21 protein-coding genes are annotated in these 19,482 nt (G+C 69.6%); 10 read left to right on the top strand and 11 right to left on the bottom strand.

What is annotated here, in order from left to right; translation table 11 throughout:
* Positions 1-252 precede the first annotated feature (252 nt).
* Both ACFYXF_RS14140 and ACFYXF_RS14135 read right to left on the bottom strand, forming a co-directional pair.
* The gene (locus tag ACFYXF_RS14140; RefSeq protein WP_389349807.1) at positions 253-906 is read right to left on the bottom strand and encodes a response regulator; all 654 of its coding nucleotides are present in this window, start codon (positions 904-906) and stop codon (positions 253-255) included.
* Position 907: 1 nt separating this feature from the next.
* Complete coding sequence (locus ACFYXF_RS14135; protein ID WP_389349806.1) at positions 908-2,050, bottom strand: sensor histidine kinase; 1,143 nt, start codon at positions 2,048-2,050, stop codon at positions 908-910.
* A 222-nt stretch (positions 2,051-2,272) separates the two neighbouring features.
* Between ACFYXF_RS14135 and ACFYXF_RS14130 the strand changes: the two genes are divergently transcribed.
* From ACFYXF_RS14130 to ACFYXF_RS14105, 6 genes are all read left to right on the top strand, one after another.
* Positions 2,273-2,902: a hypothetical protein gene (locus ACFYXF_RS14130; RefSeq protein WP_389349805.1), complete on the top strand. Its 630-nt coding sequence runs from the start codon at positions 2,273-2,275 to the stop codon at positions 2,900-2,902.
* Positions 2,903-3,125: 223 nt separating this feature from the next.
* A complete protein-coding gene (locus ACFYXF_RS14125; protein WP_389349804.1) occupies positions 3,126-4,058 on the top strand; it encodes a trypsin-like serine peptidase in 933 nt (310 codons plus the stop codon).
* A gap of 40 nt (positions 4,059-4,098) precedes the next feature.
* A complete protein-coding gene (locus tag ACFYXF_RS14120) occupies positions 4,099-4,383 on the top strand; it encodes a carboxypeptidase-like regulatory domain-containing protein (RefSeq protein WP_389349803.1) in 285 nt (94 codons plus the stop codon).
* Positions 4,384-4,461: 78 nt separating this feature from the next.
* On the top strand, positions 4,462-4,854 hold the full coding sequence (locus ACFYXF_RS14115) for a hypothetical protein (RefSeq protein ID WP_389349802.1): 393 nt from the start codon (positions 4,462-4,464) through the stop codon (positions 4,852-4,854).
* Between the two features lie 2 nt (positions 4,855-4,856).
* Entirely contained in the window at positions 4,857-5,279 is a 423-nt protein-coding gene (locus ACFYXF_RS14110) for a hypothetical protein (RefSeq protein WP_389349801.1), read from the top strand.
* 43 nt (positions 5,280-5,322) lie between these two features.
* Entirely contained in the window at positions 5,323-7,200 is a 1,878-nt protein-coding gene (locus tag ACFYXF_RS14105) for a DNA/RNA non-specific endonuclease (protein WP_389349800.1), read from the top strand.
* 64 nt (positions 7,201-7,264) lie between these two features.
* Here the strand turns inward: ACFYXF_RS14105 and ACFYXF_RS14100 are convergent, their stop codons facing one another.
* From ACFYXF_RS14100 to ACFYXF_RS14070, 7 genes are all read right to left on the bottom strand, one after another.
* Positions 7,265-7,513, bottom strand: coding sequence for a hypothetical protein (locus ACFYXF_RS14100; protein WP_389349799.1), 249 nt, complete (start codon positions 7,511-7,513; stop codon positions 7,265-7,267).
* Positions 7,510-8,847, bottom strand: coding sequence for a S8 family serine peptidase (locus ACFYXF_RS14095; RefSeq protein WP_389349798.1), 1,338 nt, complete (start codon positions 8,845-8,847; stop codon positions 7,510-7,512). Before ACFYXF_RS14095 ends, ACFYXF_RS14100 begins: the two co-directional genes overlap by 4 nt.
* Positions 8,848-9,056: 209 nt before the next feature.
* Positions 9,057-10,172 carry a DUF475 domain-containing protein gene (locus ACFYXF_RS14090; protein WP_389349797.1) on the bottom strand — a complete coding sequence of 372 codons (1,116 nt, stop codon included), beginning with the start codon at positions 10,170-10,172 and terminating at the stop codon, positions 9,057-9,059.
* A 2-nt stretch (positions 10,173-10,174) separates the two neighbouring features.
* The gene (locus ACFYXF_RS14085) at positions 10,175-10,570 is read right to left on the bottom strand and encodes a universal stress protein (RefSeq protein ID WP_389349796.1); all 396 of its coding nucleotides are present in this window, start codon (positions 10,568-10,570) and stop codon (positions 10,175-10,177) included.
* Positions 10,571-10,584: 14 nt separating this feature from the next.
* Positions 10,585-12,084: a tripartite tricarboxylate transporter permease gene (locus tag ACFYXF_RS14080; RefSeq protein ID WP_389349795.1), complete on the bottom strand. Its 1,500-nt coding sequence runs from the start codon at positions 12,082-12,084 to the stop codon at positions 10,585-10,587.
* On the bottom strand, positions 12,084-12,617 hold the full coding sequence (locus ACFYXF_RS14075; RefSeq protein WP_389349794.1) for a tripartite tricarboxylate transporter TctB family protein: 534 nt from the start codon (positions 12,615-12,617) through the stop codon (positions 12,084-12,086). Before ACFYXF_RS14075 ends, ACFYXF_RS14080 begins: the two co-directional genes overlap by 1 nt.
* Positions 12,614-13,624: a Bug family tripartite tricarboxylate transporter substrate binding protein gene (locus ACFYXF_RS14070; RefSeq protein ID WP_389349793.1), complete on the bottom strand. Its 1,011-nt coding sequence runs from the start codon at positions 13,622-13,624 to the stop codon at positions 12,614-12,616. Before ACFYXF_RS14070 ends, ACFYXF_RS14075 begins: the two co-directional genes overlap by 4 nt.
* Positions 13,625-13,790: 166 nt before the next feature.
* Between ACFYXF_RS14070 and ACFYXF_RS14065 the strand changes: the two genes are divergently transcribed.
* Both ACFYXF_RS14065 and ACFYXF_RS14060 read left to right on the top strand, forming a co-directional pair.
* Positions 13,791-15,383 (top strand): ATP-binding protein, encoded by a 1,593-nt coding sequence (locus ACFYXF_RS14065; RefSeq protein WP_389349936.1) that lies wholly within the window; start codon positions 13,791-13,793, stop codon positions 15,381-15,383.
* Entirely contained in the window at positions 15,380-16,054 is a 675-nt protein-coding gene (locus ACFYXF_RS14060) for a response regulator (protein ID WP_389349792.1), read from the top strand. Before ACFYXF_RS14065 ends, ACFYXF_RS14060 begins: the two co-directional genes overlap by 4 nt.
* Positions 16,055-16,073: 19 nt before the next feature.
* Here ACFYXF_RS14060 and ACFYXF_RS14055 read toward each other — a convergent pair whose 3' ends face one another.
* Entirely contained in the window at positions 16,074-16,622 is a 549-nt protein-coding gene (locus ACFYXF_RS14055) for a hypothetical protein (RefSeq protein ID WP_389349791.1), read from the bottom strand.
* 215 nt (positions 16,623-16,837) lie between these two features.
* On the opposite strand from ACFYXF_RS14055, the gene ACFYXF_RS14050 reads away from it, so the two are divergent.
* Complete coding sequence (locus tag ACFYXF_RS14050; protein WP_389349790.1) at positions 16,838-17,971, top strand: acyl-CoA dehydrogenase family protein; 1,134 nt, start codon at positions 16,838-16,840, stop codon at positions 17,969-17,971.
* A gap of 89 nt (positions 17,972-18,060) precedes the next feature.
* Entirely contained in the window at positions 18,061-19,104 is a 1,044-nt protein-coding gene (locus ACFYXF_RS14045) for a sulfotransferase (RefSeq protein ID WP_389349789.1), read from the top strand.
* 8 nt (positions 19,105-19,112) lie between these two features.
* Here ACFYXF_RS14045 and ACFYXF_RS14040 read toward each other — a convergent pair whose 3' ends face one another.
* Complete coding sequence (locus ACFYXF_RS14040) at positions 19,113-19,466, bottom strand: VOC family protein (protein WP_389349788.1); 354 nt, start codon at positions 19,464-19,466, stop codon at positions 19,113-19,115.
* Positions 19,467-19,482 lie beyond the last annotated feature (16 nt).

Here is a 19,482-nt window from a genome sequence, read left to right as displayed (position 1 = left end):
TAGGCGCCGCACCCGGGGCATACGAGAGCGCCGTTGAGATGCCGACGACACGTGGAGCAGTAGTCCATCTGGGGTCTTCCTGTGTTCACTTTCGCACGGGGGAGCGAGTCGCGAGCAAAGGTAGCGAGGCTTTCCACGGGGTGTGTGCAGCCTGTGTGACGCTCCTGCGCAGATGCGTCCGGGGCATGACCGCCGTACGACACATCCACGTGCCGTTTCCGTGGATTGCATGGCATTTGGCCCGTACGGGCTTCACAACAGGCCGAGGTCCCGCGCCCGGAGCGCAGCCTGGGTGCGGTCGCGCAGGGCGAGGCGGGTGAGGATGCGGGACACGTGGTTCTTGACCGTGCCCTCGCTGACGTACAGGCGTGCGGCGATCTCACGGTTGGTGTGGCCGTGTGCCAGGAGCCGCAGGATGTCCGTCTCGCGCGGGCTCAGCGACACGGCGGGAGGCGTGTCGGCGGGGGAGGGGGACGGCAGGGCCGCGGTGAGGTGGCGTGCGACGGAGGAGTCGAGCTGGGTGACACCGGCGTGCGCCAGCCGTACCGCGTGGGCGAGTTCCTCGGCGGGCAGGTCCTTGAGGAGGTAGCCGTGGGCTCCGGCGCGCAGTGCCTGGACGACGTACTCCTCGTCGTCGAACGTCGTCAGCATCACCACGCGGCACTCCGGGGCCCGGCCGCGCAGGACGGCCACCGCCTCGACGCCGTCCATCTCCGGCATCCGTACGTCCATGAGGACGACGTCCGGGCTCAGTTCGAGGGTCTTCGCGACGGCGTCCCGGCCGTCGACCGCCGTACCGACGATCTCGATGCCCGGCCGGATGGACAGCAGGGAGGCGATGCCGTCCCGGATGAGCCGCTGGTCGTCGACCACCAGCACCCGCACCGCCGTCGGCTCCTGGTCCATGTCACGCCACCCCCGTCCGCCCGCGCGGAACCGTCACCGTCAGCCGGGTACCGGCGCCCGGACCGCTGTCGATCTCCACCTGCCCCGCCACCAGTTGCACCCGTTCCCGCATCCCGACCAGGCCGAACCCGGTGGCGGCCGTGGCCGGTGCGAAGCCTCGGCCGTCGTCCGTCACCACCAGCCGCGCGGCGTCCCCGGCCAGCCGGACCACCACCGTCACCCGTGAGGCCAGTGCGTGACGGCGCGCGTTGGTCACACCCTCCTGCGCGGCCCGGTACAAGGCGGTCAGCTCGGCCGTGCCGTAGCCGTCCTCGTCACCGCTCACCTCGACGGTGACCCGTGGCGGCGCCCCGCCGTCCCGCGCCAGGCCGGCCAGCGCGTCCGACAGCGCCGGCCGCACCGCCTCGTCACGCAGCGCCCGCACCGACTGCCGTACGTCGCCCAGCGCGAGCCGCACCGATTGCCGCGCCTCGTTCAGCGCCCGCTGGGCCGCGTCGGGGTCCAGGGCCCGGAAGTCCGAGGCCATCTCCAACTGCACGGACATCGCGGTGAGATGGTGACCGAGGCTGTCGTGGATGTCCCGGGCCAGCCGGTTGCGCTCGGCGGCGGCGGACAGGACGGCGACCCGGGCGGCGTACTCCTGGAGTTCGAGCCGCGCCCGCTGCTCCCCGACGGCCACGGCGGCCATGGAGAGCGCCAGCACCAGGCCGACGGTGAGCATCAGCAGATCGGAGACGTGTTCGAGGTCGCGATACCAACCCGGCGCGGTCAGCAGGTACGAGGTGAGCAGCCCGGCCAGGCACAGGGCGCCCAGGGCGAGCGCGGTCGTGCGGCCGAAGGCGAAGTAGGCGGTGAACGGCAGCAGCACGAACAGGACCTGTGACAGTCCCGAGGCGTCGAGGAGCACCACCGCGACGATCAGACCGGACCGCGCCAGCAACGCCGGCAGCCGGGTCGCGGGCCGACGCCGTACCGCCGCCTCCAGGGCGAACAGCGCTCCGATCACGGCGACGAACCCGGCCGTCCGCCACCCCGACGGCCCCCGGCCCTCGCCCAGACCGGCCGCCGCGTAGTACAGACCGCCGACGAGCACCGCGCCGTACAACAGCGGCGCCACCCACCGCACGGGCACATACGCCGCCATGACACCCCCTCACCCGCTGCCGCCAGGCTAAGGCTCGGGCGGCCCCCGAGGGACCCCGGTGAAGGAACCCTGGCCGATCGGCACCTGCCGAACGGCCGTACAGCGCCCGGCAGATGGTGACCTCCGGCCACTCGATGTCGCCGCCCCGCACCTCCCGCCGCCTGGTGCCCGCTCCCTACGGTTGCCGCCCTGACCCACTGTCCGAGCAACCGGAGCGGTCCCATGTCCTCACCCCTGCCCACCACTTCGACGACACTCCGTACCGACGCCCTGTGCGGGGTGCTGGCCGGTCTGCTGATCGCCCTGCCCGCGCTGGTCGAGATCTTCACCGGGGAGACCTCCGCGACCAGCGTCCCGCTCGCCCTGTCCCCGGCGTTCGCCCTGCCGCTGCTCACCGCGCTGCACCGACGGCAGAGCCCGGCCGCCGGCCGCTTCGGGGACATCGCCCACACCGTGAACCTCATCGGTCTCGGCCTGTTCGGCGGTGCCGCCTTCGCCGGGAACCTGGTGCTGTTCTACTTCGACGAGGCCGTCCTGGACGAGACCCTGACCGGCCCCACCGTTCCCGTGCTCATCGGCTCCGCGGCCGTCTTCGCCGTGGGCTGCGCCCTGTTCGGGGCGGCCCTGCTCCGCGCCCGGGTGTTCCCGAGGATCCCGTCCTGGGGCTACGCCGTCGTCCTGCCCCTGTTCGCGTTCCTGACCGCACTGCCGGAGTCCCTGCTCACGAGTTCGCTGCACATCCTGGTCGGCGCCATCCTGATCCGGCTCTCGGTCGCGCTGCTGCACACGGACGCGCCGGAGAGGAAGGGAAGCCCTGGGCGCCGGGCGGTCTCGGGCGGTGCCGGCTTCTGATGCCAGATCACCCGAATGGGCTTATCGTGGCTGATGAGGGAGCTTGTACCCCATTGTGGGCCGAGACCATGTCGCAGCACGGCACCGTCCGGCAGAGCCACTGCCGCCCCTTCCCCGCTCCTGCGGTTCCTCGTCTTCCGTCAGCGTCTCCACCCCCAGTCGTCCGCCGGCAGTCGCCGACGGACGGTGGCGCGCCGGTCTCCCCAGGGAAGGAACCAAGGACATGACACGCGATCCGCACACGGCCGCGTCGAACCAGCCGGAAGAGCTGTCGGCCATCGCCGCGGAGCAGCCGCTCTTCCGCAGCCCGTCGGAGGGCGTGGCGGGAACACCCGTCCCGCCCGGTTCGGACGGTCTGGAGAACGTGGAGGGCTACCGGCGCCCGGAGTACGACGCCCTCTCCGCCGCGGTATGGACGGCGCCGACCGCCCAACTGCCGGACATCGGCGAGGCGTCGTTCGGCCCGGCGCACCCGGTCGCCGAGACCGTTCACCTGCTGGACGACCGTGTCCAGGTCACGAACACGGCGATCTATCCGTGGCGGGTGCACGCGTCGTTGCTCATCACCGCCGCGGACAACTCCCGGTGGATCGGCACCGCGTGGTTCATCGGACAGCACACGCTCGCGACGGCCGGTCACGTGGTGTACATCAAGAACAGCGGTGTGCCCGGACGTGACGGATGGGTCAAGAGCATCCAGGTCATGCCCGGCCGCAACGGCACGGCGCTGCCGTTCGGATCTGTGACCAGTACCAACTTCCGCTCGGTGCTGGGCTGGACCGACTCCGGCGACGAGAACTACGACTACGGCGCCGTCGTCATCCCCACGGAACTGGGCTCCACCACCGGATGGTTCGGCTTCGGGGCGTGGCCGGACGCGGATCTGCTCAAGTCCGTCGGCAACATCTCCGGATACCCGGGGGACAAACCCGCGGGGACGCAGTGGTACGACGGCCGTGGCATCAGCTCGGTGAACCCGCTGAAGGTGTACTACGACATCGACACGGCCGGCGGACAGAGCGGCAGCGCGGTGTACCGCATGGTCAACGGCGGTCGCTACGGCATCGCGGTGCACGCCTATGGTGGGGCGACCGTCAACTCCGGGACCAGGATCACCAGGCCCGTCCACGACAACCTGCTGGCCTGGACCGCATAACGGCCGGCGCCCATCGCGCGCCCCCCTCCCGCCGAAGGTGGTGAACACGCCGGTGCCGCACAGCGACCAGTCGGCACGCCTGATCACCGGAGTGGTGCGGGACGTGACCGGCAACCCCGTTCCGGACGCCAGCGTGTATCTCACCGCCGGACCGGAGCCGTATCCCGACATCGCCGTCCTGTCCGCCGCGGACGGGAGTTTCACGCTCGCCGTTCGCGCCGACGGTGTCTACACCGTCCAGTGCAGGACACCGGACGGCGGCGTCTCGGAGACGAGCGTGACCGCACACGGCGGCCGACCGGCCCAGGCGCTGCTCCGCGTCTGAGCTTCCACACCCCACGGCTTCCACACTCCACGCGCACTTCTCCACTGTCTGTCGCACCGACGGAACCAGGAGGAAGAGATGAGTGAGAACGCCCTGCGAAAGCAGCCCGACCCCACCAGCGACTTCGAGATGGAGGCATCGTCACAGCGAACCGACGCCGATCTGTGGGAGGCGTTCCACGCGGCTCAGGGAGCCGGGTCCCCGAAGGACACGGGCTCCGCGACCACGACGGACGAGCAGCTTGCGCCGGGCGAGGATCCCCTCGATCCGCGGCCGCTGCGACAGCAGTTCCAGGAGCGGGAGGGATCCGACGGGCAAGGGCCGACGGACCCGACGGCCGCTTTCGGCGGCGACCCGGTCACGTCCGCCGCCGGTGAGAGCGACGGGATGTCGAACTTCCAGCTCCCTCCGGGCGACGAGCCCGTCGATCACCGGCCGCTGCGCGTCCGGTTCCAGGAAGGAGAGCGTTGATCATGGAACTCCGCATCCGCAACCGATACCACCAGACCGTCTCCGTCGCCATTCTCTTCTTCAGCCCCGACACCTGCGCCGCGTACGGCCGTTGGGGGACACGCGGCTGGTGGAACATCCGGCCCGGCGGCGAGGCGTACGTCCTCGACACGAACAACACCTGGTCGTACATCTACGGAGAAGCCTCCGACGGCACCCTCTGGACCGACGAGAACGGCCCGCGGATCTACGTCCGCCAGGAGGCGTTCCGGTCCTGCCTGCTGATCGGCGACACACAGAGCCGGCTGGTCGGCACGGTCAAGGTCAGGTCCGGCCTCGTCAACCTCAACCCGCCGACCAGAGCCGTCACGGCGCTCCCGGCCGCCGTCGCCGGTGCGCTCGAGGTGTCCGCCACCGGCGCGGCGGGTCTCACGGGACGACGCTGACCGGCACGCCGTCCCTCCCTCTGCGAAAGGACGCACACCCCTCATGGTCACCAACGGCAGGAAGAAGACAGCCACGCCGCCCCGGAAGCCGGTCTCCGCCCAGGACAGGACGATCGAGTCCCTTCGGCACTACATCCGTGCCCAGGGCCAGAACCTGCTCAAGGATCCCAACGTCTCGTCCGTCGGCATCGGTCACAAGGTCAAGAACGGCACACGGGGAAAGCAGATCGTGCTGCAGTTCACGGTCAACAGCAAGGTCCAGCCGGAAGCGCTGGAGGCGCTGGGTACGACTCGGATACCGGCGGCCGTCACGGTCGACGGTGTCGAGATACCCACCGACGTCATCGAGCGGAGCTACACGACCCACTTCCGTGTCGTGGCCGAGGTCGACAAGCCGGATCGCAAGACCCGCATGAAGCCGGTCGTTCCCGGAGCGAGCGTCGGGGCTGTCACTGTCTCGGCCGGCACGATCGGCTGCATCGTGTTCGACAAGGCCGACGGCACCCCGTACGTGCTCAGCAACTGGCACGTTCTGCACGGGCCGGACGGAGACCTGGGCGAGGGCGTCGTGCAGCCCGGCAAGTTCGACGACAACCGTGTCTCCCGGAACCGCCTCGGCGTCCTGAAGCGGTCCCATCTCGGTGCCGCCGGTGACTGTGCGGTCGCGAGCATCGATCCGAGCCGTGACTTCGACCGCAAGATCTTCGAACTCGGTGTGGCGCCCGAGGAACTGGGCGAGCCCGAACTCGGCGACAAGGTCGTCAAGAGCGGACGTACCACCGGGGTCACCCATGGAGTGGTCCGCCGTATCGACACCTTGGTCAAGATCGACTACGGGGGTGATGTCGGCGAGAAGACCATCGGCTGCTTCGAGATCGGACCCGACGACGACCACCCGGCGGCGAACGGCGAGATCAGCAGCGGGGGCGACTCCGGCGCGGTATGGCTGTTCAAGCAGGGCAACGGAAAACCGAGCAGGATCATCGCCGGGCTGCACTTCGGTGGGGAGGACGCGGGCAACGCCGACGAACACGCGCTGGCCTGTCTGGCGAGTTCGGTCTTCGAGAAACTCGACGTCAGCCTGCATGGGCTGTCGCCCGAGGACGTCACGCCACTGCGGGGATACGACCCGGACTTCCTGGGCGAGCAGATAGAGACACCGCAACTCACCGCGGAGATCAGCGGTGACGCGGTGCGGCTCGACGGCTCCGAGGTCATCCCGTACACGCACTTCTCGCTGGCACTCAGCAAGAAGCGCCACTTCCCGTTCTGGGTCGGATGGAACATCGACGGCGGCTCCCTCAAGCGACTCAGCCGGTCCGGAATCCCCTTCACCAAGGACCCGCGGCTCCCCGCCAACGCCCAGGTGGGCAACGAGCTGTACGAGGCCAACCGCCTCGACCGCGGCCACATAGCGAGGCGCGCCGATCTGCTGTGGGGCAGTCTGCCGGAAGCGCAGAAGGCGAACACCGACTCGTTCTTCTACACCAACATCACCCCGCAGATGGACGACTTCAACCAGAGTTCGAGGAACGGGCTGTGGGGAAAGCTGGAGGACGCCGTCTTCGCCGATGTCGACGTCGACGACCTCAAGGTCAGTGTCTTCGGGGGACCGGTCTTCCAGGACGACGATCATGTCTTCCGAGGCGTCAGGATCCCTCGTGAGTTCTGGAAGGTCATCACCTTCACCGAACGGGGCGAACTGAAGACCAAGGCGTTCGTGCTCACCCAGAACCTGGACCAGCTCGAATCCCTGGACCTCGATGAGTTCCGCGTCTTCCAGGTCACGCTCGACGAGATCGAGGAACGCGCCCACATCCGTTTCCGCTCCTCCCTGCACAAGGGGGACAAGCTGCTCGTGCCCGAGGCGATCGCCGAGCGGACGCCGCTGGAGAGCCTGGCCGACATCCACTGGGACTGATCGCAGGCCGGGATCGATCACACGGGACGCCCCGGGCCTTGGGCCCGGGGCGTCGCGCTGCGACCTACTGGATCGGGGAGTCGGGCGGCGGGAGGCGGACGGCGCGGTCGCGGTCCACGGATTCGACGCCGACGACCGCTTCGAGAGCCGGGATCCGGTCCTCGGCGATGGTTCCGGACAGCGTGCCGAGCAGCGGCTGTTCACCTGTGACGGCCAGCCCGGACCGTCGCGCGGCCTCGACCACCTCCGCGAACCGGTCGGGGTCGACCGCGACGATGACCCCGACCGGCGTGGACCGCGAGGACTCGCTCACGGGGCCTGCAGCAGACCCGAGCCGACGTCCGTTGCGGGTTCCGCCAGCGGGAACGCGCCGGACAGGAGAGTGGCCTTGAGGTTGGCCGCCGTGGCGTCGGGGTTGGCCTCGGCGAGCAGCGCCAGGACACCCGCGACGTGCGGTGTGGCCATGCTGGTGCCCGACATCGTCTTGTACCCGCCGCCGGGCGCGGCCGAGCGTACGTCCCTGCCGGGCGCGGCGATGTTGACCTCGCCGCCCTGGCCGTTGATGCCGCCGCAGGAGAAGAACGACGTCGTGAGCGACTTGTCCAGCGAGGCCACCGCGAGGATGGAGGGGCAGTTGGCGGGTGAGCCGACGGGCTGGATGTCCTGGGGCCGTCGGCTTTCGTTGCCCGCGGCGGCGACGATCACTGTCCCGAGCTGGAGCGCGCGCTGGGCCAGCTTCTCGTACGTCTGGGTGAAGAGCTCACCCGGCCCGACCGGAGCGCCGAGCGACATGGAGATCACCCGCGCGCCGCGGGAGATCGCCCAGTCGATGCCCGCCAGGATCTGGCCGTCGGTGCCCCTGCCCGCGTTGCTGAGCACCTTCGCCGCGAGTATCCGGGCCTCGGTCGCCACACCGTAGCGGGGCTCCTGTTGCTGGGGAGTGGCCGGGCCGGCGGCGGTGCCGATGCAGTGCGTGCCGTGGCCGTGGCCGTCCTCGACGGTCTCGCCGGGCACGAAGGAGGCCGTCTCCTCGATGCGCCCGACCAGGTCCGGGTGGTCGGTGTCCACACCGGTGTCGAGGACGGCGATCTTCACGCCGCGTCCGGTCAGCCTGGTCAGGTTGGCCCGGATCGCCTGGAGGCCCCAGGTCCACTTCTGCTCGTCCCAGGCCGGGCCCTGGGCAGCGGCCATGGCGGCCTTGGTGTGGCCTTCGACCACTTCCTCGTCGCTGCGGTAGGCCGGGAAGAACTCGGTCATCGGCTGCTGCGCCGTACCGATCACCGAGGCGTAGACCATGCGCTCCGGCTCCGCCGCGATGATCGAGGGATCGGCCTCGGCCGTGGTCACCAGTGCGTGGCGCCGGTCGCGTCGTACTTCGACGACGGCGGCGCTGAGTTGTTCGAAGTGCACGGAGACACCGGGGTCTTCGAGGAGTCCGGCGACGTTGGTGGTCTCGGTTCCCCGGACGCGCTCCACGGGCGCGATGTCGGCGGCGGAACGCAGCGCGTTCAGTCCGCTCTCCTGGTTGTTCGGGTCGAGCAGGACGATGTACCGACCGGTGTACTCCGATCCCTGGCCCGCGAGGGAGCCGTTGGGCCGGTCCGGCTGCTCGCCGAAGGCGCGCCTGTCCATAGGTCCGTTCGCCATTGAATTTCCCGCTTTCTGTGCGCTTCCCCGGGCAGCGGACGCGCGCGGACGCACGCGATGCCAGGCTTCGAGGAGTGGGGGCGCGGTCTGGTCGCGTAATCGACGCGTGAGCCGTCGCCTGCAGGGCTGCTGCTGCCGGGCCGTTGTCTCGGCAACGCCCTTTTGTCCACCGTCGCACCGGGTACGAGAGCCCGCAACACGGCACCGATTCAGCTGTCTCCCCGGGATGTGCGGACCCTGCCGACAGCCCGGTTTCGGCGGACGGACGACAGGAACGAGGCCGCGATCAGGACGACACCGACGAGGCCGGTGATGATCTCGCTGATCTCGTACCGGATGGTGACCAGCAGGATCGTGGCGAGGGCGCCGATCGCGTAGTGGGCGCCGTGCTCCAGGTAGACGTAGTCGTCGAGGGTGCCCTGGCGGACCAGGTAGACGGTGAGGGAGCGGACGTACATCGCGCCGATGCCCAGGCCGAGCGCCATCCAGAAGATGTGGTTGGTGATGGCGAACGCGCCGATCACACCGTCGAAGGAGAAGGACGCGTCGAGGACTTCGAGGTAGAGGAAGAGGAAGAAGGCGGCCTTGCCGGCGAGGGCGGCCACCGAGACCGGCCTGCCCTCGGCCCTGGCCTTCTCCTCCTCCTCGTGTTCGTGTTCCTCGTCGTCCTCGAGCCTGTCCTCGAAGTAGCCGGAGAGACCACCGACGACCATGTACGTGATCAGACCGGCGACTCCGGAGAGCAGCACCGTGGCCGACTTGTCCGCATGGCCCGTGCTGATGTGCGCGTGGGTGGCGACGGTCGTCGCCGAGACCAGCAGCACGATCAGCGCGACGCAGACCGAGAGCATGTCGACCCGGCCGAGCCTGGCCAACGGGCGTTCCAGCCATCCCAGCCACTTGATGTCGCGGTCCTCGAAGATGAAGTCGAGGAAGATCATCAGCAGGAACATGCCACCGAAGGCGGCGATCGCCGGGTGGGCGTCGGTGACGAGGTCCTCGTACCGCCCGGGGTTGTCGATGGCGAGTTCGACCGCCTCGACGGGACCGACCTTCGCGCTGATGGCGACGATCACGACCGGGAAGACCAGCCGCATCCCGAACACCGCGATCAGGATGCCGACGGTGAGGAAGAGTTTCTGCCAGAAGGCGTTCATCCTCTTCAGGATTCCGGCGTTGACCACCGCGTTGTCGAAGGACAGCGAGATCTCCAGGACCGACAGGATCAGGACGATCCCGAAGGCCTCCCATCCCCACTGCCACGCGGCGAAGGCGAGGCCGACCGCCGTGACGGCGAACGACCAGCCGAATGTCCTCAACAGCATGGCTACACCGCCGCCTTCACGGCGAGCACCGGGCAGTCGGTGCCCAGCAGGATCTGCTGCGCCGCCGAGCCCGTGATCAGCTTGCCGACCGCGCTCCGGCGCCGCAGTCCGATCACCACGAGGGACACGTCCAGCTTCTCCGCCAGCTCGATGATCTCCTCGGCGGCATCGCCCCCGCCCAGCACCTGACGGATGTCGAACTCGATACCGAGCGCGGCGAGATCCTCCCGGACATGCGCCAGATCCGGCTCCTGTGCGAACCGCGGGTCCACATAGGCGTCCCCGCGCGAGGTGTTCACCACCAGCAGCTTCTCGCCGCGCAGCCGGGCCTCGTCTATCCCCGCCCGCAGCGCGGCCTCACCCTCGGGTGAGGGCACGTAGCCGACCAGTACGGTCATGTCTGTTCTTCCTCTCAGGCAGTTCGCTCAGGCAGCCGACGTACGAAGAGCCGCCGTACCAGCGGCCAGGCCAGCACCAGCACGATCACCGTGTAGACGGCATAGGACACCGGTCCGCCCACCAGTCCCGACAGTTCGCCGCCCGACAGCTGGAGCGAGCGCCGGCCCTGCAGTTCGGCCCGGGGGCCGAGGATGACGCCGATGATCAGGGGCAGCACCGGCAGTCCGAACCGCCGCATCGCGAAGCCGAGAAGCCCCAGCGTCAGCAGCAGGAACAGGTCCAGGGGCTGGGCGTTGACGGCGTACGCGCCCATCGACGCGAAGAACAGGATCCCCGCGTAGAGATAGGGGCGGGGTATCTGGAGCAGTTTCGCCCAGGCCGGTGCGAGCGGCAGATTCAGCAGGAGCAGCATCAGGTTGCCGATGAACAGGCTGGCGATCAGTACCCAGACCAGGCTTGCCTCCCGCTCGAACAGCAGCGGTCCTGGCTGGATGCCGTACGACTGGAACGCGGCCAGCATGACCGCGGCGGTCGCGTTCGTCGGGAGGCCGATGGCCAGCATCGGGACCAGCGTGCCCGCCGCGGAGGCGTTGTTCGCGGCCTCGGGACCGGCGACGCCCTCGATGGCGCCCTTGCCGAACTCCTCGGGGTGTTTGGTCAGGCGTTTCTCCGTCGCGTACGACAGGAAGGTCGGGATCTCGGCGCCGCCGGCCGGGAGCGCGCCGAACGGGAAGCCGAACGCAGTACCGCGCAGCCAGGGTTTCCAGGACCGTTGCCAGTCCTTTTTCCCCATCCACGGCCTGCCGACCGGGATGATCTCGACGGGCCTGCGCCGCAGATGTGCGGCCACCCACAGCGCCTCGCCGACGGCGAAGATCCCGACGGCGACCACCACCACGTCGATCCCGTCGGCCAGTTGGGGCACGCCCAGGGTGAGCCGCTGTTGCCCGGACACCGTGTCGATGCCGACCAGACCGATTGTCAGACCCAGCAGCAGCGAGATCAGTCCCCGGATACGGGACGCGCCCAGTACGGACGTGACCGCGATGAAGGACAGCAGCATCAGGGCGAAGTAGTCCGGTGCGCCCAGGCTGACCGCGAAGTCGACCACGAACGGGGTGACGAGGACCAGCAGCAGGGTGCCGATGGTGCCCGCCACGAAGGAGCCGATCGCGGCGGTCGCGAGGGCCTGTGCCGCCCTGCCCGCCTTGGCCATCTTGTTGCCCTCGATGGCCGTCACCACCGAGGACGACTCCCCGGGGGTGTTCAACAGGATCGAGGTGGTCGAACCGCCGTACATACCGCCGTAGAAGATGCCGGCGAACATGATGAACGCCTGCACCGGCTCCATGCCGTAGGTGATCGGCAGCAGCAGGGCCACGGTCATCGCCGGACCGATGCCCGGCAGTACCCCCACCGCCGTGCCGACCAGGACGCCGACCAGTGCCAGCAGCAGGTTCATCGGGGCGACGACGTCCTCGAAGCCCTGCATCAGGTTGTTCAGGTTGTCCATCAGAGGATTCCTTGCAGCACACCGGCCGGGAGGTTCACACCGAGCCCGATCGCGAAGGCGTAGAACGAGGTGAGGGACAGCGTCACCGCGATCAGCAGATTGCGTACGTAGTGCCGGTTGCCGAGGGCGAAGGCCGTGCCCCAGAACAGCAGTGCGCCGCTGATCACCCAGCCGAGCCGTTCGATCAGCACCGCGTTCACCACGAACGCGCCGATCAGCAGCAGTACCGTGCGCCAGTCCGTGCCCTGCGACAGGTCGACGTCCTCGCCTGCCTCCGGCTCACCGTGGCCGCCCCGGGCCACGTCGACCGCGTACGCCACCGCGACGAGCAGGAGCAGTACGCCCAGGATCACGGGCACCGCGCGCGGGCCGACCGGGTCGGTGCTGCTGGTGATGTGCGGGATGCCGAGCCCGTCCACGATCACCGCGGTGCCCACCAGGACGAGGAACGCGCACACGCCGTACTGTGCGCGGTCCTTGCCCCGCGGCGGACGGGCGTCCTCGACGCTCCGTTCGTCGACCTGGGAACTCATGCCAGACCGAGCTCGGTCAGCAGGTCGGCGACGGACTTGTCCTGCTCCTTCAGGAAGGAGCCGAACTCGTCACCGGTGACGAAGGCGTCGGTCCAGCCGCGCTTGGTCAGCTCGGACTTCCACTGCGCCGAGTCGTGCATCGTGGTCAGGGAGTCGATCCAGGTCTTCGTCTGCGCGTCGGTGATCCCGGGCGGGGCCACGATCCCGCGCCAGTTGGTGAAGACCAGGTCGATCCCCGAGTCCTTGAGCGTGGGGGCGTCCTTCACCGCGTCGATCGGCTTCTCGCTGGTCACCGCGAGCACCCGCACCTGACCGGCCTCGATCTGGTCGAGGAACTCGCCGAACCCACTGGCCCCGAAGGCGATCTTGTTGCCCAGGATGGCGGGCAGCAGCTCACCGCCGCCGTCGTAGGAGATGTAGTTGACGTCCTTCGGCTCGATGCCGACCGCCTTCGCCAGCTGCATCGGCAGCAGATGGTCCGGACCGCCCGGCGACGAACCGCCGCCCACGGCCACCTTCTTGGGGTCCTTCTTCCACGCGGTGACCAGGTCGTCGATCGTCTTGTACGGGGAGTCCTTCGACACGACGATCGCGCCGGCCTCCTCGATCAGCTTGGCGAGCGGCGTGGTGTCGGTCAGCGTCGCCGCCGACTTCGAGGTGTACGAGGAGCCGACGACCCCCAGCCCCATCTGCATGGCGAGCTTGCCGTTGCCCTTCTCGTTCACCAGCCGCTGGAGCCCCACGGTGCCGCCGGCCCCGGGCAGGTTGTACACCTGCGCCCCGGACGCCACCTTGGAGTCCTGCATCACCTGGGCGACGGTCCGGGCGGTGACGTCGTACCCGCTGCCCGGGGTGTTGGGGACCATGATCCGCAGACCGGTGACGGGCTTGCCGCCCGTGCTTCCGCTGCCCGACTCCTCCTTCTCGGCGGTGGCACCGCAGGCGCTCACGGCGAGTATCGACACAGTGGCAAGAGCTGAGAGAAGTGCGGCTCTGCGAGTTCTCATGGCTCATCTCTTTCGCTTGGGCGAGTCCGGCGCCATGATTGTGCGGCTCGGGGGACACCCCGTCTGCCTTGTGTGACCATTGAAGGTTGAGTTCATAGTGGTCGTTGTGTCACGCCGTCACACGCTCGCCGGTGAGCTGCTGGTATTGCAGCTCACGGGCGTCGTGATGGTGCTGTTCGCGGTCGCCGCGGTGTCGCTCGCGCAGTCGCGGGCGACGTTCGACCGGGTCGAGGGCCGCCGGGTGAGCGCCCTCGCCGAGGAGATGGCCGGAAACCCACTACTGCGCACCCAGCTGGTCCGTCCCGCCCCCGGCGAGACCCTCGCGCCGTTGCTGCAGACCACACTGACCCGGTCGAACGTCACCTCCGTCACGGTCGCCGACGAACACGGCAGGATCGTCGCCTCCACCAACCCCACCCTGGTCGGAACCCGGCTCCCGGTCGACGGGCCCAGCGTCGCGCAGGCGCGCGGCTGGTCGGGGGAGCTGTCGGTGGACGGGGTCCGCGAGCTGGTCGCCCAGGTCCCGGTGCTCGGCGAGGACGGGAAGCACGTCGGCGAGCATCTCGGCACGGTCATGATCGGCCGGGTCTCGCCGACGGTCTGGCAGCGGCTGAGCGGTGCCTCGTCGTATCTGCTCGCCTATCTCGGCATCGCGAGCGTGCTCGGTGTCGCCGGTTCCTGGCTGCTGGCCCGGCGCATCAAACGCCAGACCTTCGGCCTCGAACCCCGCGAGATCGCGGGCCTCGCCGAGCACCGGGAGGCCATGCTGTTCGGGATAGCCGAGGGCGTGATCTCGCTCGACCCGCAGCTGCGGCTCACCTTGGTGAACGAGGTCGGCCGCAAACTGCTCGACCTCCCCGAGGACTGCGTCGGGATGAGCCTGGCCGACCTGGGCATCGAGGGCAGGCTGTACGACGTCCTGGCCGGGACCGGCGGCGAGCTGGGCGCCGAGCACGGCAGCGAGCGGCGCGACGAGGTGGTCGTACGCCGGGGGCGGGTGCTGGTGATGAACCGGATGGACGTCACCAAGGACGGCCGCCGGCTCGGCTCTGTCACGACACTCCGGGACCGTACCGAACTGGCCCAGCTGGAAAGGGAGTTGGGCTCGTTCCGCAGCAGCACCGAACTGCTCCGCGCGCAGGCCCACGAGTTCTCCAACCAGCTGCACACCATCTCCGGGCTCATCCAGATCGGCGAGCACGACGAGGTCGTACGGTATGTCCGGGCCCTGCGAAAACACCGCGAGTCGCTCGACCTGACCCTCACCAGCCGGGTCCGCGACCATGCCGTCGCCGCGCTGCTCACGGCGAAGTCCGCGCTCGCGGCGGAGCGCCGGGTCCAGCTGCGGATCTCCGAACTCACGGCCCTGGACCGGCTGGAGCCGACGGACTCCGCGGACGTGGCGACGGTGGTCGGCAACCTCGTCGACAACGCCCTCGACGCCGCCGCGGCCCCGGACCACGCGGGCGACGCCTGGGTGGAGGTCGAACTGCGCCAGGACGCGTCGAGCGTGGAGATCGTGGTCCGTGACTCGGGCCCGGGCGTGGCCCCGGAGCTGGCCCAGGAGGTGTTCTCCCGGGGCTTCACCACCAAGGCCGCGCAGGGCGGCGACCGGGGGATCGGCCTGGCGCTCACCCGGCTGGTCTGTACCCGCAGAGGGGGCGAGGTGTCGGTGGCCAACACGCATCCGGGTGCCGTGTTCACGGCCCGGATGTCCGTGGGTCAGCTCACCGACCGGGAGACGGAGGAGGTCCGATGATCGACGTCCTGGTGGTCGAGGACGACTTCATGGTGGCGCGGATCCACCGGGGATTCGTCGACGGCGTCGACGGCTTCCGTGTGGTCGGATCGGCGAACTGCGGGGAGCAGGCACTCTCCGCCGCCGCCGAACTGCAGCCCGACCTGGTGCTGCTCGACCTCTATCTGCCCGACATGTTCGGCCTCGATGTCATCCCGAGGCTGCGGACGGCGGCCCAGGACTGCGACGTGCTGGTGATCAGCGCCGCGCGCGAGGCGGAGGCGGTGCGGGGCGCCGTACGCCAGGGAGTGGTCGACTACCTGCTGAAACCCTTCGACGCCGAGGACCTCAAGGACCGGCTGGAGCGCTACAGTGCCCGGCGCGGCAATCTGCACGCCGCGACGGTCAGCGGACAGGCCGACGTGGACCGCGCACTGGGACGGACGGCGGCGCCGACGGTGACGCCCACCCTGCCGAAGGGCATGAGCGTGGAGACCGCGGAACTCGTCCAACGCGCACTGCGCACGGCCGACGGAACCCTGTCCGCCGCCGAGTGCGCGACGAGGGTCGGCATCTCACGCGTCAGCGCACGCCGCTACCTCGAGTACCTGAGCGTCACGGGCCAGGCGGTGGTGACCCTGCGCTACGGGCAGACGGGGCGCCCCGAGCGGCGTTACCACTGGCACACCTGAGCGGACCCGTCGCCGCACGTCAGTCCTGGTCCTCGTCCTGGTCCGCCCTGGACAGGGCGTCGGTGATCAGGCGGGTGGCGAAGTTCTCGTCGTCGGTGATCCGGTTGATGTGCTCCGCGAGGAGGACCACCGTGGCCTCCAGAGGATTCATCTCGGCGTCGGTCCAGCGCCCGTACTGCGCCCGCCACAGGTTGGGGCTCAGACCGGTGCCCGAGGCGATGAGCAGACCGGCCATGGTGGGGATGACCTCGGGACGGAAGGTCTTGGGCATCATCCGCATCGTGGCCACGAGGACGGGCACCGTGTACTCGATGACGTCCTTGTCATGGTCCTCGCAGGCCTTCCTCATCCACTCCATGAACATGTAGATGAGCGTGCACGCACCGTCCAGCAGAGCGTCGACCCCGGTGGGACCCAGGGTCGCGGCGTACTGCTTCACCAGCTGCTGCTGTTCCGGGTCGGTCTCGGTCCTACCGTCGTGGAGGGCCTTGAGCCGGGAGTCGACCACCATGAGCGCCGCGCCCACGTCGCCGGCGGGAGCGTACTGGGGGTCACAGGGCGATGACACGGGATTCCTCCTCGTCCGACCGCGGCGGGCAGCGCGGCATGTCTGTACGGTAGACCGCCGGGCGGACGGGGGTCCGGCGAATCCGGATGTGGTGCCTTGCGGCGTTTGCACCCTCGAATCTTTGATCGGGCTCCACCGAACGCGGCCGAGTCGCGCGTTGACCGACAGTTGACGAACTCGGCGTCCCGGCACGGCGATACGAGGGGATTGTTCTCATGACACAGGCGCCGGATTCCCCGGGGTCGCGGCTGGACCGGGTGCTGGCCGTGGTCGAGGAGCGGCGGGCCGAGTTCGAGGAGAAACGGCATGTTCCGCGAGACGTGATCGCCGTGTTCAAGGACGCGGGGCTCTATCGGGCGAGCGTGCCGCGGCGCTTCGGCGGCGACGCCCTGCCGCCCGCGGAGTTCCTCCGCCTGATCGAGCGGATATCGGTCGTCGACGGTTCGGCCGGCTGGGTCGCGAGCTTCGGCTGCTCCGGCGTCTACCTGGCCGGCCTGCCGCTCGACACCCAGGCCGAGTTGTACGCCGACGGACCCGATGTCGCCTTCGCGGGCGGCCTGTTCCCCGTACAACCCGCCGAGCGCGTCGAGGGCGGCTACCGGCTCTCGGGCCGATGGAGGTTCGCCAGCGGCTGCATGGGCGCGGACGTCCTCGGCGTCGGCATCAAGGCCGGTGCGGACAGGGCAGGACGGCCCCTCACCGCCGTACTGCGGCCCGAGCGGGTGAGGATCGCGGAGAACTGGGACGTCATCGGTCTGCGCGGCACCGGCAGTCATGATCTGGTGGTCGAGGGGGCCGTCGTACCCGAGGAGTGGACGTTCGTCCGTGGCGGCGCCGCCACCGTCGACGAACCCCTCTACCGCTACCCGACCGTCCCCTACGCCGCCCAAGTGCTGGCCGTCGTCAGCCTCGGTGTCGCCCGAGCCGCCCTCGACCACGTCATCGCGCAGGGCGGCAGGTCGGGCTGGACCGGTGCCCCCAAGCCGGCCGAACGCGCCACCTACCGCATCGCGGTCGGCCAGGCGGAGGCCCAACTCCGGTCCGTACGCGCCTTCTTCTACGAGGCCACGGAGGAGGCATGGGCGACGGTCCGGGCGGGCGACCCCGCCACCGCCGACCGGGCGAGCATGCTGCGCCTGGCCTCCGCACACCTCGCCAAGACCTCCTTCGAGGTCGTCCGGACCGCCTACCAGCTCGGCGGCATCGACGCCGTGGCCGACGACAGTCCACTCCAGCGCTACTTGCGGGACGCCTCGGTCGTACCGCAGCACGCCTTCCTCCAGGAGGGTGTGTACGACGGCGCGGGTGCCGTCCTCATGGGCGTCCAGCCCTTCCCCGGCTACCCCTAGAACTCGCGGGGTGCGCAACCTGTCGGGCCGGGCAGAGTTGAACAGCGCGCACCGTCCGCCACTCGAAATCCACCACCCGAAAGGGGATCATGCGTTCTCTGACCTTCGTCTTCGGTACGGGCCGCAGCGGCTCCACGGCGCTGTCCCGCATCCTCAACTCCCACCCGGACGTGCTGAGTCTGAACGAGTTCATGGCCTCGGTGGGCGACGCGTCCTTCCCCCGTGGCGCGGTGGACGGCGAGGAGTTCTGGCAGGCGCTCTCCGCGCCCGCGCCGCATTTCGAGCGGATGATCCGCAGCGGGCTGCCGCTGCCGGAGTTCCTCCACACCAGCCGCCCCGGCAGATACTCGGGGCCGACCACGGCCGGCGTTCCCGCGCTCTCCCTGATGGTGCTGCCCCACCTCACCGACGACCCGGACGGACTCCTCGACGAACTCGGCGCGGCGGTGGTCCAGTGGCCGCGGCGCACCGCCGCCGAGCACCACCGGGCCCTGTACGGCCTGCTCTGCGCCCGCTTCGGACGCACCGCCGTCGTGGAGCGCTCGGGCTACTCGACCGGCTGGGCACCGGCACTGCGGGAGGCCTTCCCGGAGGCGAAGTTCGTGCACATGTTCCGCGAAGGCCCGGACTGCGCCCTGTCCATGAGCCGCCATCCCGGATACCGGGCGATCTTGCTCCTCCGAGAGATCAAGACCTGCTCCGGCATCGACAGCTTCGGCGAGCTGACCCCCGAGCACGTCCGCGCGCTGCCCCCGGACCTGGCACCCCTGCTCGACGACCGCTTCGACCCGGCCCTCGTCCGCGACCGGCACATCCCCCTGCGGACCTTCGGCGCCCTGTGGTCCCAACTCGTCACCGAGGGAACGGAGTTCCTCACCCGGCTCCCCGCCGACCGGCGCACGACCCTCTCCTACGAGGACCTCCTGGACAGCCCTGCGGAAGCGCTCACCCGCCTGGCGGGGTTCATCGGCGTGGACCCTGTGCCGAGCTGGCTGAACGCAGGGTCCGCCCTGCTCGACCACAGCCGGCGAGGCTCCGCCCGGAGTCTGCCCGCCGCCGAACTCGCCGAGCTGCGGGAGAGCTGCGCCCCGGGCACCCGGGTCCTGGAAGGCCGAGTGTCACCGCCCGCGTGAGGGCGCGGTCAGGCGGGCTGCCACAGCTCGATCCGGTTGCCCTCGGGGTCGGTGACCCAGCCGAACCGACCCACACCTTCCATGTCCTGTGTCTCCTCGGCCACGTCCGCTCCCTGGGCGCGCAGTTGCGCGAGCATCGCGTCCAGGTCGCGGACCCGGAAGTTGAGCATGGTCTGCTGGGTACGGGACCCGAAGTAGTCGGTGTCGGACTCGAACGCCGCGAACACGGTCGGCCCGGCCGCCTGCTGCCACAGGCCGTGCTCATCGGCGTCCAGGCCCAGACAGTCGCGATACCAAGCGCTCAGGGCCACCGGATCGGCCGCCCGCATGAAGTGTCCACCGATGCCAAGCACACGTTCCATACGGTCATCCTGCCAG

The sequence above is a fragment of the Streptomyces sp. NPDC002680 genome (assembly GCF_042889145.1).
Taxonomy (GTDB): Bacteria; Actinomycetota; Actinomycetes; order Streptomycetales; family Streptomycetaceae; genus Streptomyces; species Streptomyces adonidis.
Note: the sequence above shows the minus strand (reverse complement) of the source record. Positions and strands in the feature narration are given on the sequence as shown.

Excerpts from the sequence above, each read along its gene's own strand:
- ACFYXF_RS14130 (WP_389349805.1), top strand. The coding sequence starts at position 2,273 with ATGTCCTCACCCCTGCCCACCACTTCGACGACACTCCGTACCGACGCC.
- ACFYXF_RS14105 (WP_389349800.1), top strand. The coding sequence starts at position 5,323 with ATGGTCACCAACGGCAGGAAGAAGACAGCCACGCCGCCCCGGAAGCCG.
- ACFYXF_RS14110 (WP_389349801.1), top strand. The coding sequence starts at position 4,857 with ATGGAACTCCGCATCCGCAACCGATACCACCAGACCGTCTCCGTCGCC.
- ACFYXF_RS14140 (WP_389349807.1), bottom strand. The coding sequence starts at position 906 with ATGGACCAGGAGCCGACGGCGGTGCGGGTGCTGGTGGTCGACGACCAG.
- ACFYXF_RS14060 (WP_389349792.1), top strand. The coding sequence starts at position 15,380 with ATGATCGACGTCCTGGTGGTCGAGGACGACTTCATGGTGGCGCGGATC.
- ACFYXF_RS14115 (WP_389349802.1), top strand. The coding sequence starts at position 4,462 with ATGAGTGAGAACGCCCTGCGAAAGCAGCCCGACCCCACCAGCGACTTC.
- ACFYXF_RS14045 (WP_389349789.1), top strand. The coding sequence starts at position 18,061 with ATGCGTTCTCTGACCTTCGTCTTCGGTACGGGCCGCAGCGGCTCCACG.
- ACFYXF_RS14040 (WP_389349788.1), bottom strand. The coding sequence starts at position 19,466 with ATGGAACGTGTGCTTGGCATCGGTGGACACTTCATGCGGGCGGCCGAT.
- ACFYXF_RS14135 (WP_389349806.1), bottom strand. The coding sequence starts at position 2,050 with ATGGCGGCGTATGTGCCCGTGCGGTGGGTGGCGCCGCTGTTGTACGGC.
- ACFYXF_RS14075 (WP_389349794.1), bottom strand. The coding sequence starts at position 12,617 with ATGAGTTCCCAGGTCGACGAACGGAGCGTCGAGGACGCCCGTCCGCCG.
- ACFYXF_RS14080 (WP_389349795.1), bottom strand. The coding sequence starts at position 12,084 with ATGGACAACCTGAACAACCTGATGCAGGGCTTCGAGGACGTCGTCGCC.
- ACFYXF_RS14085 (WP_389349796.1), bottom strand. The coding sequence starts at position 10,570 with ATGACCGTACTGGTCGGCTACGTGCCCTCACCCGAGGGTGAGGCCGCG.
- ACFYXF_RS14050 (WP_389349790.1), top strand. The coding sequence starts at position 16,838 with ATGACACAGGCGCCGGATTCCCCGGGGTCGCGGCTGGACCGGGTGCTG.
- ACFYXF_RS14065 (WP_389349936.1), top strand. The coding sequence starts at position 13,791 with ATGGTGCTGTTCGCGGTCGCCGCGGTGTCGCTCGCGCAGTCGCGGGCG.
- ACFYXF_RS14090 (WP_389349797.1), bottom strand. The coding sequence starts at position 10,172 with ATGCTGTTGAGGACATTCGGCTGGTCGTTCGCCGTCACGGCGGTCGGC.
- ACFYXF_RS14125 (WP_389349804.1), top strand. The coding sequence starts at position 3,126 with ATGACACGCGATCCGCACACGGCCGCGTCGAACCAGCCGGAAGAGCTG.
- ACFYXF_RS14095 (WP_389349798.1), bottom strand. The coding sequence starts at position 8,847 with ATGGCGAACGGACCTATGGACAGGCGCGCCTTCGGCGAGCAGCCGGAC.
- ACFYXF_RS14070 (WP_389349793.1), bottom strand. The coding sequence starts at position 13,624 with ATGAGAACTCGCAGAGCCGCACTTCTCTCAGCTCTTGCCACTGTGTCG.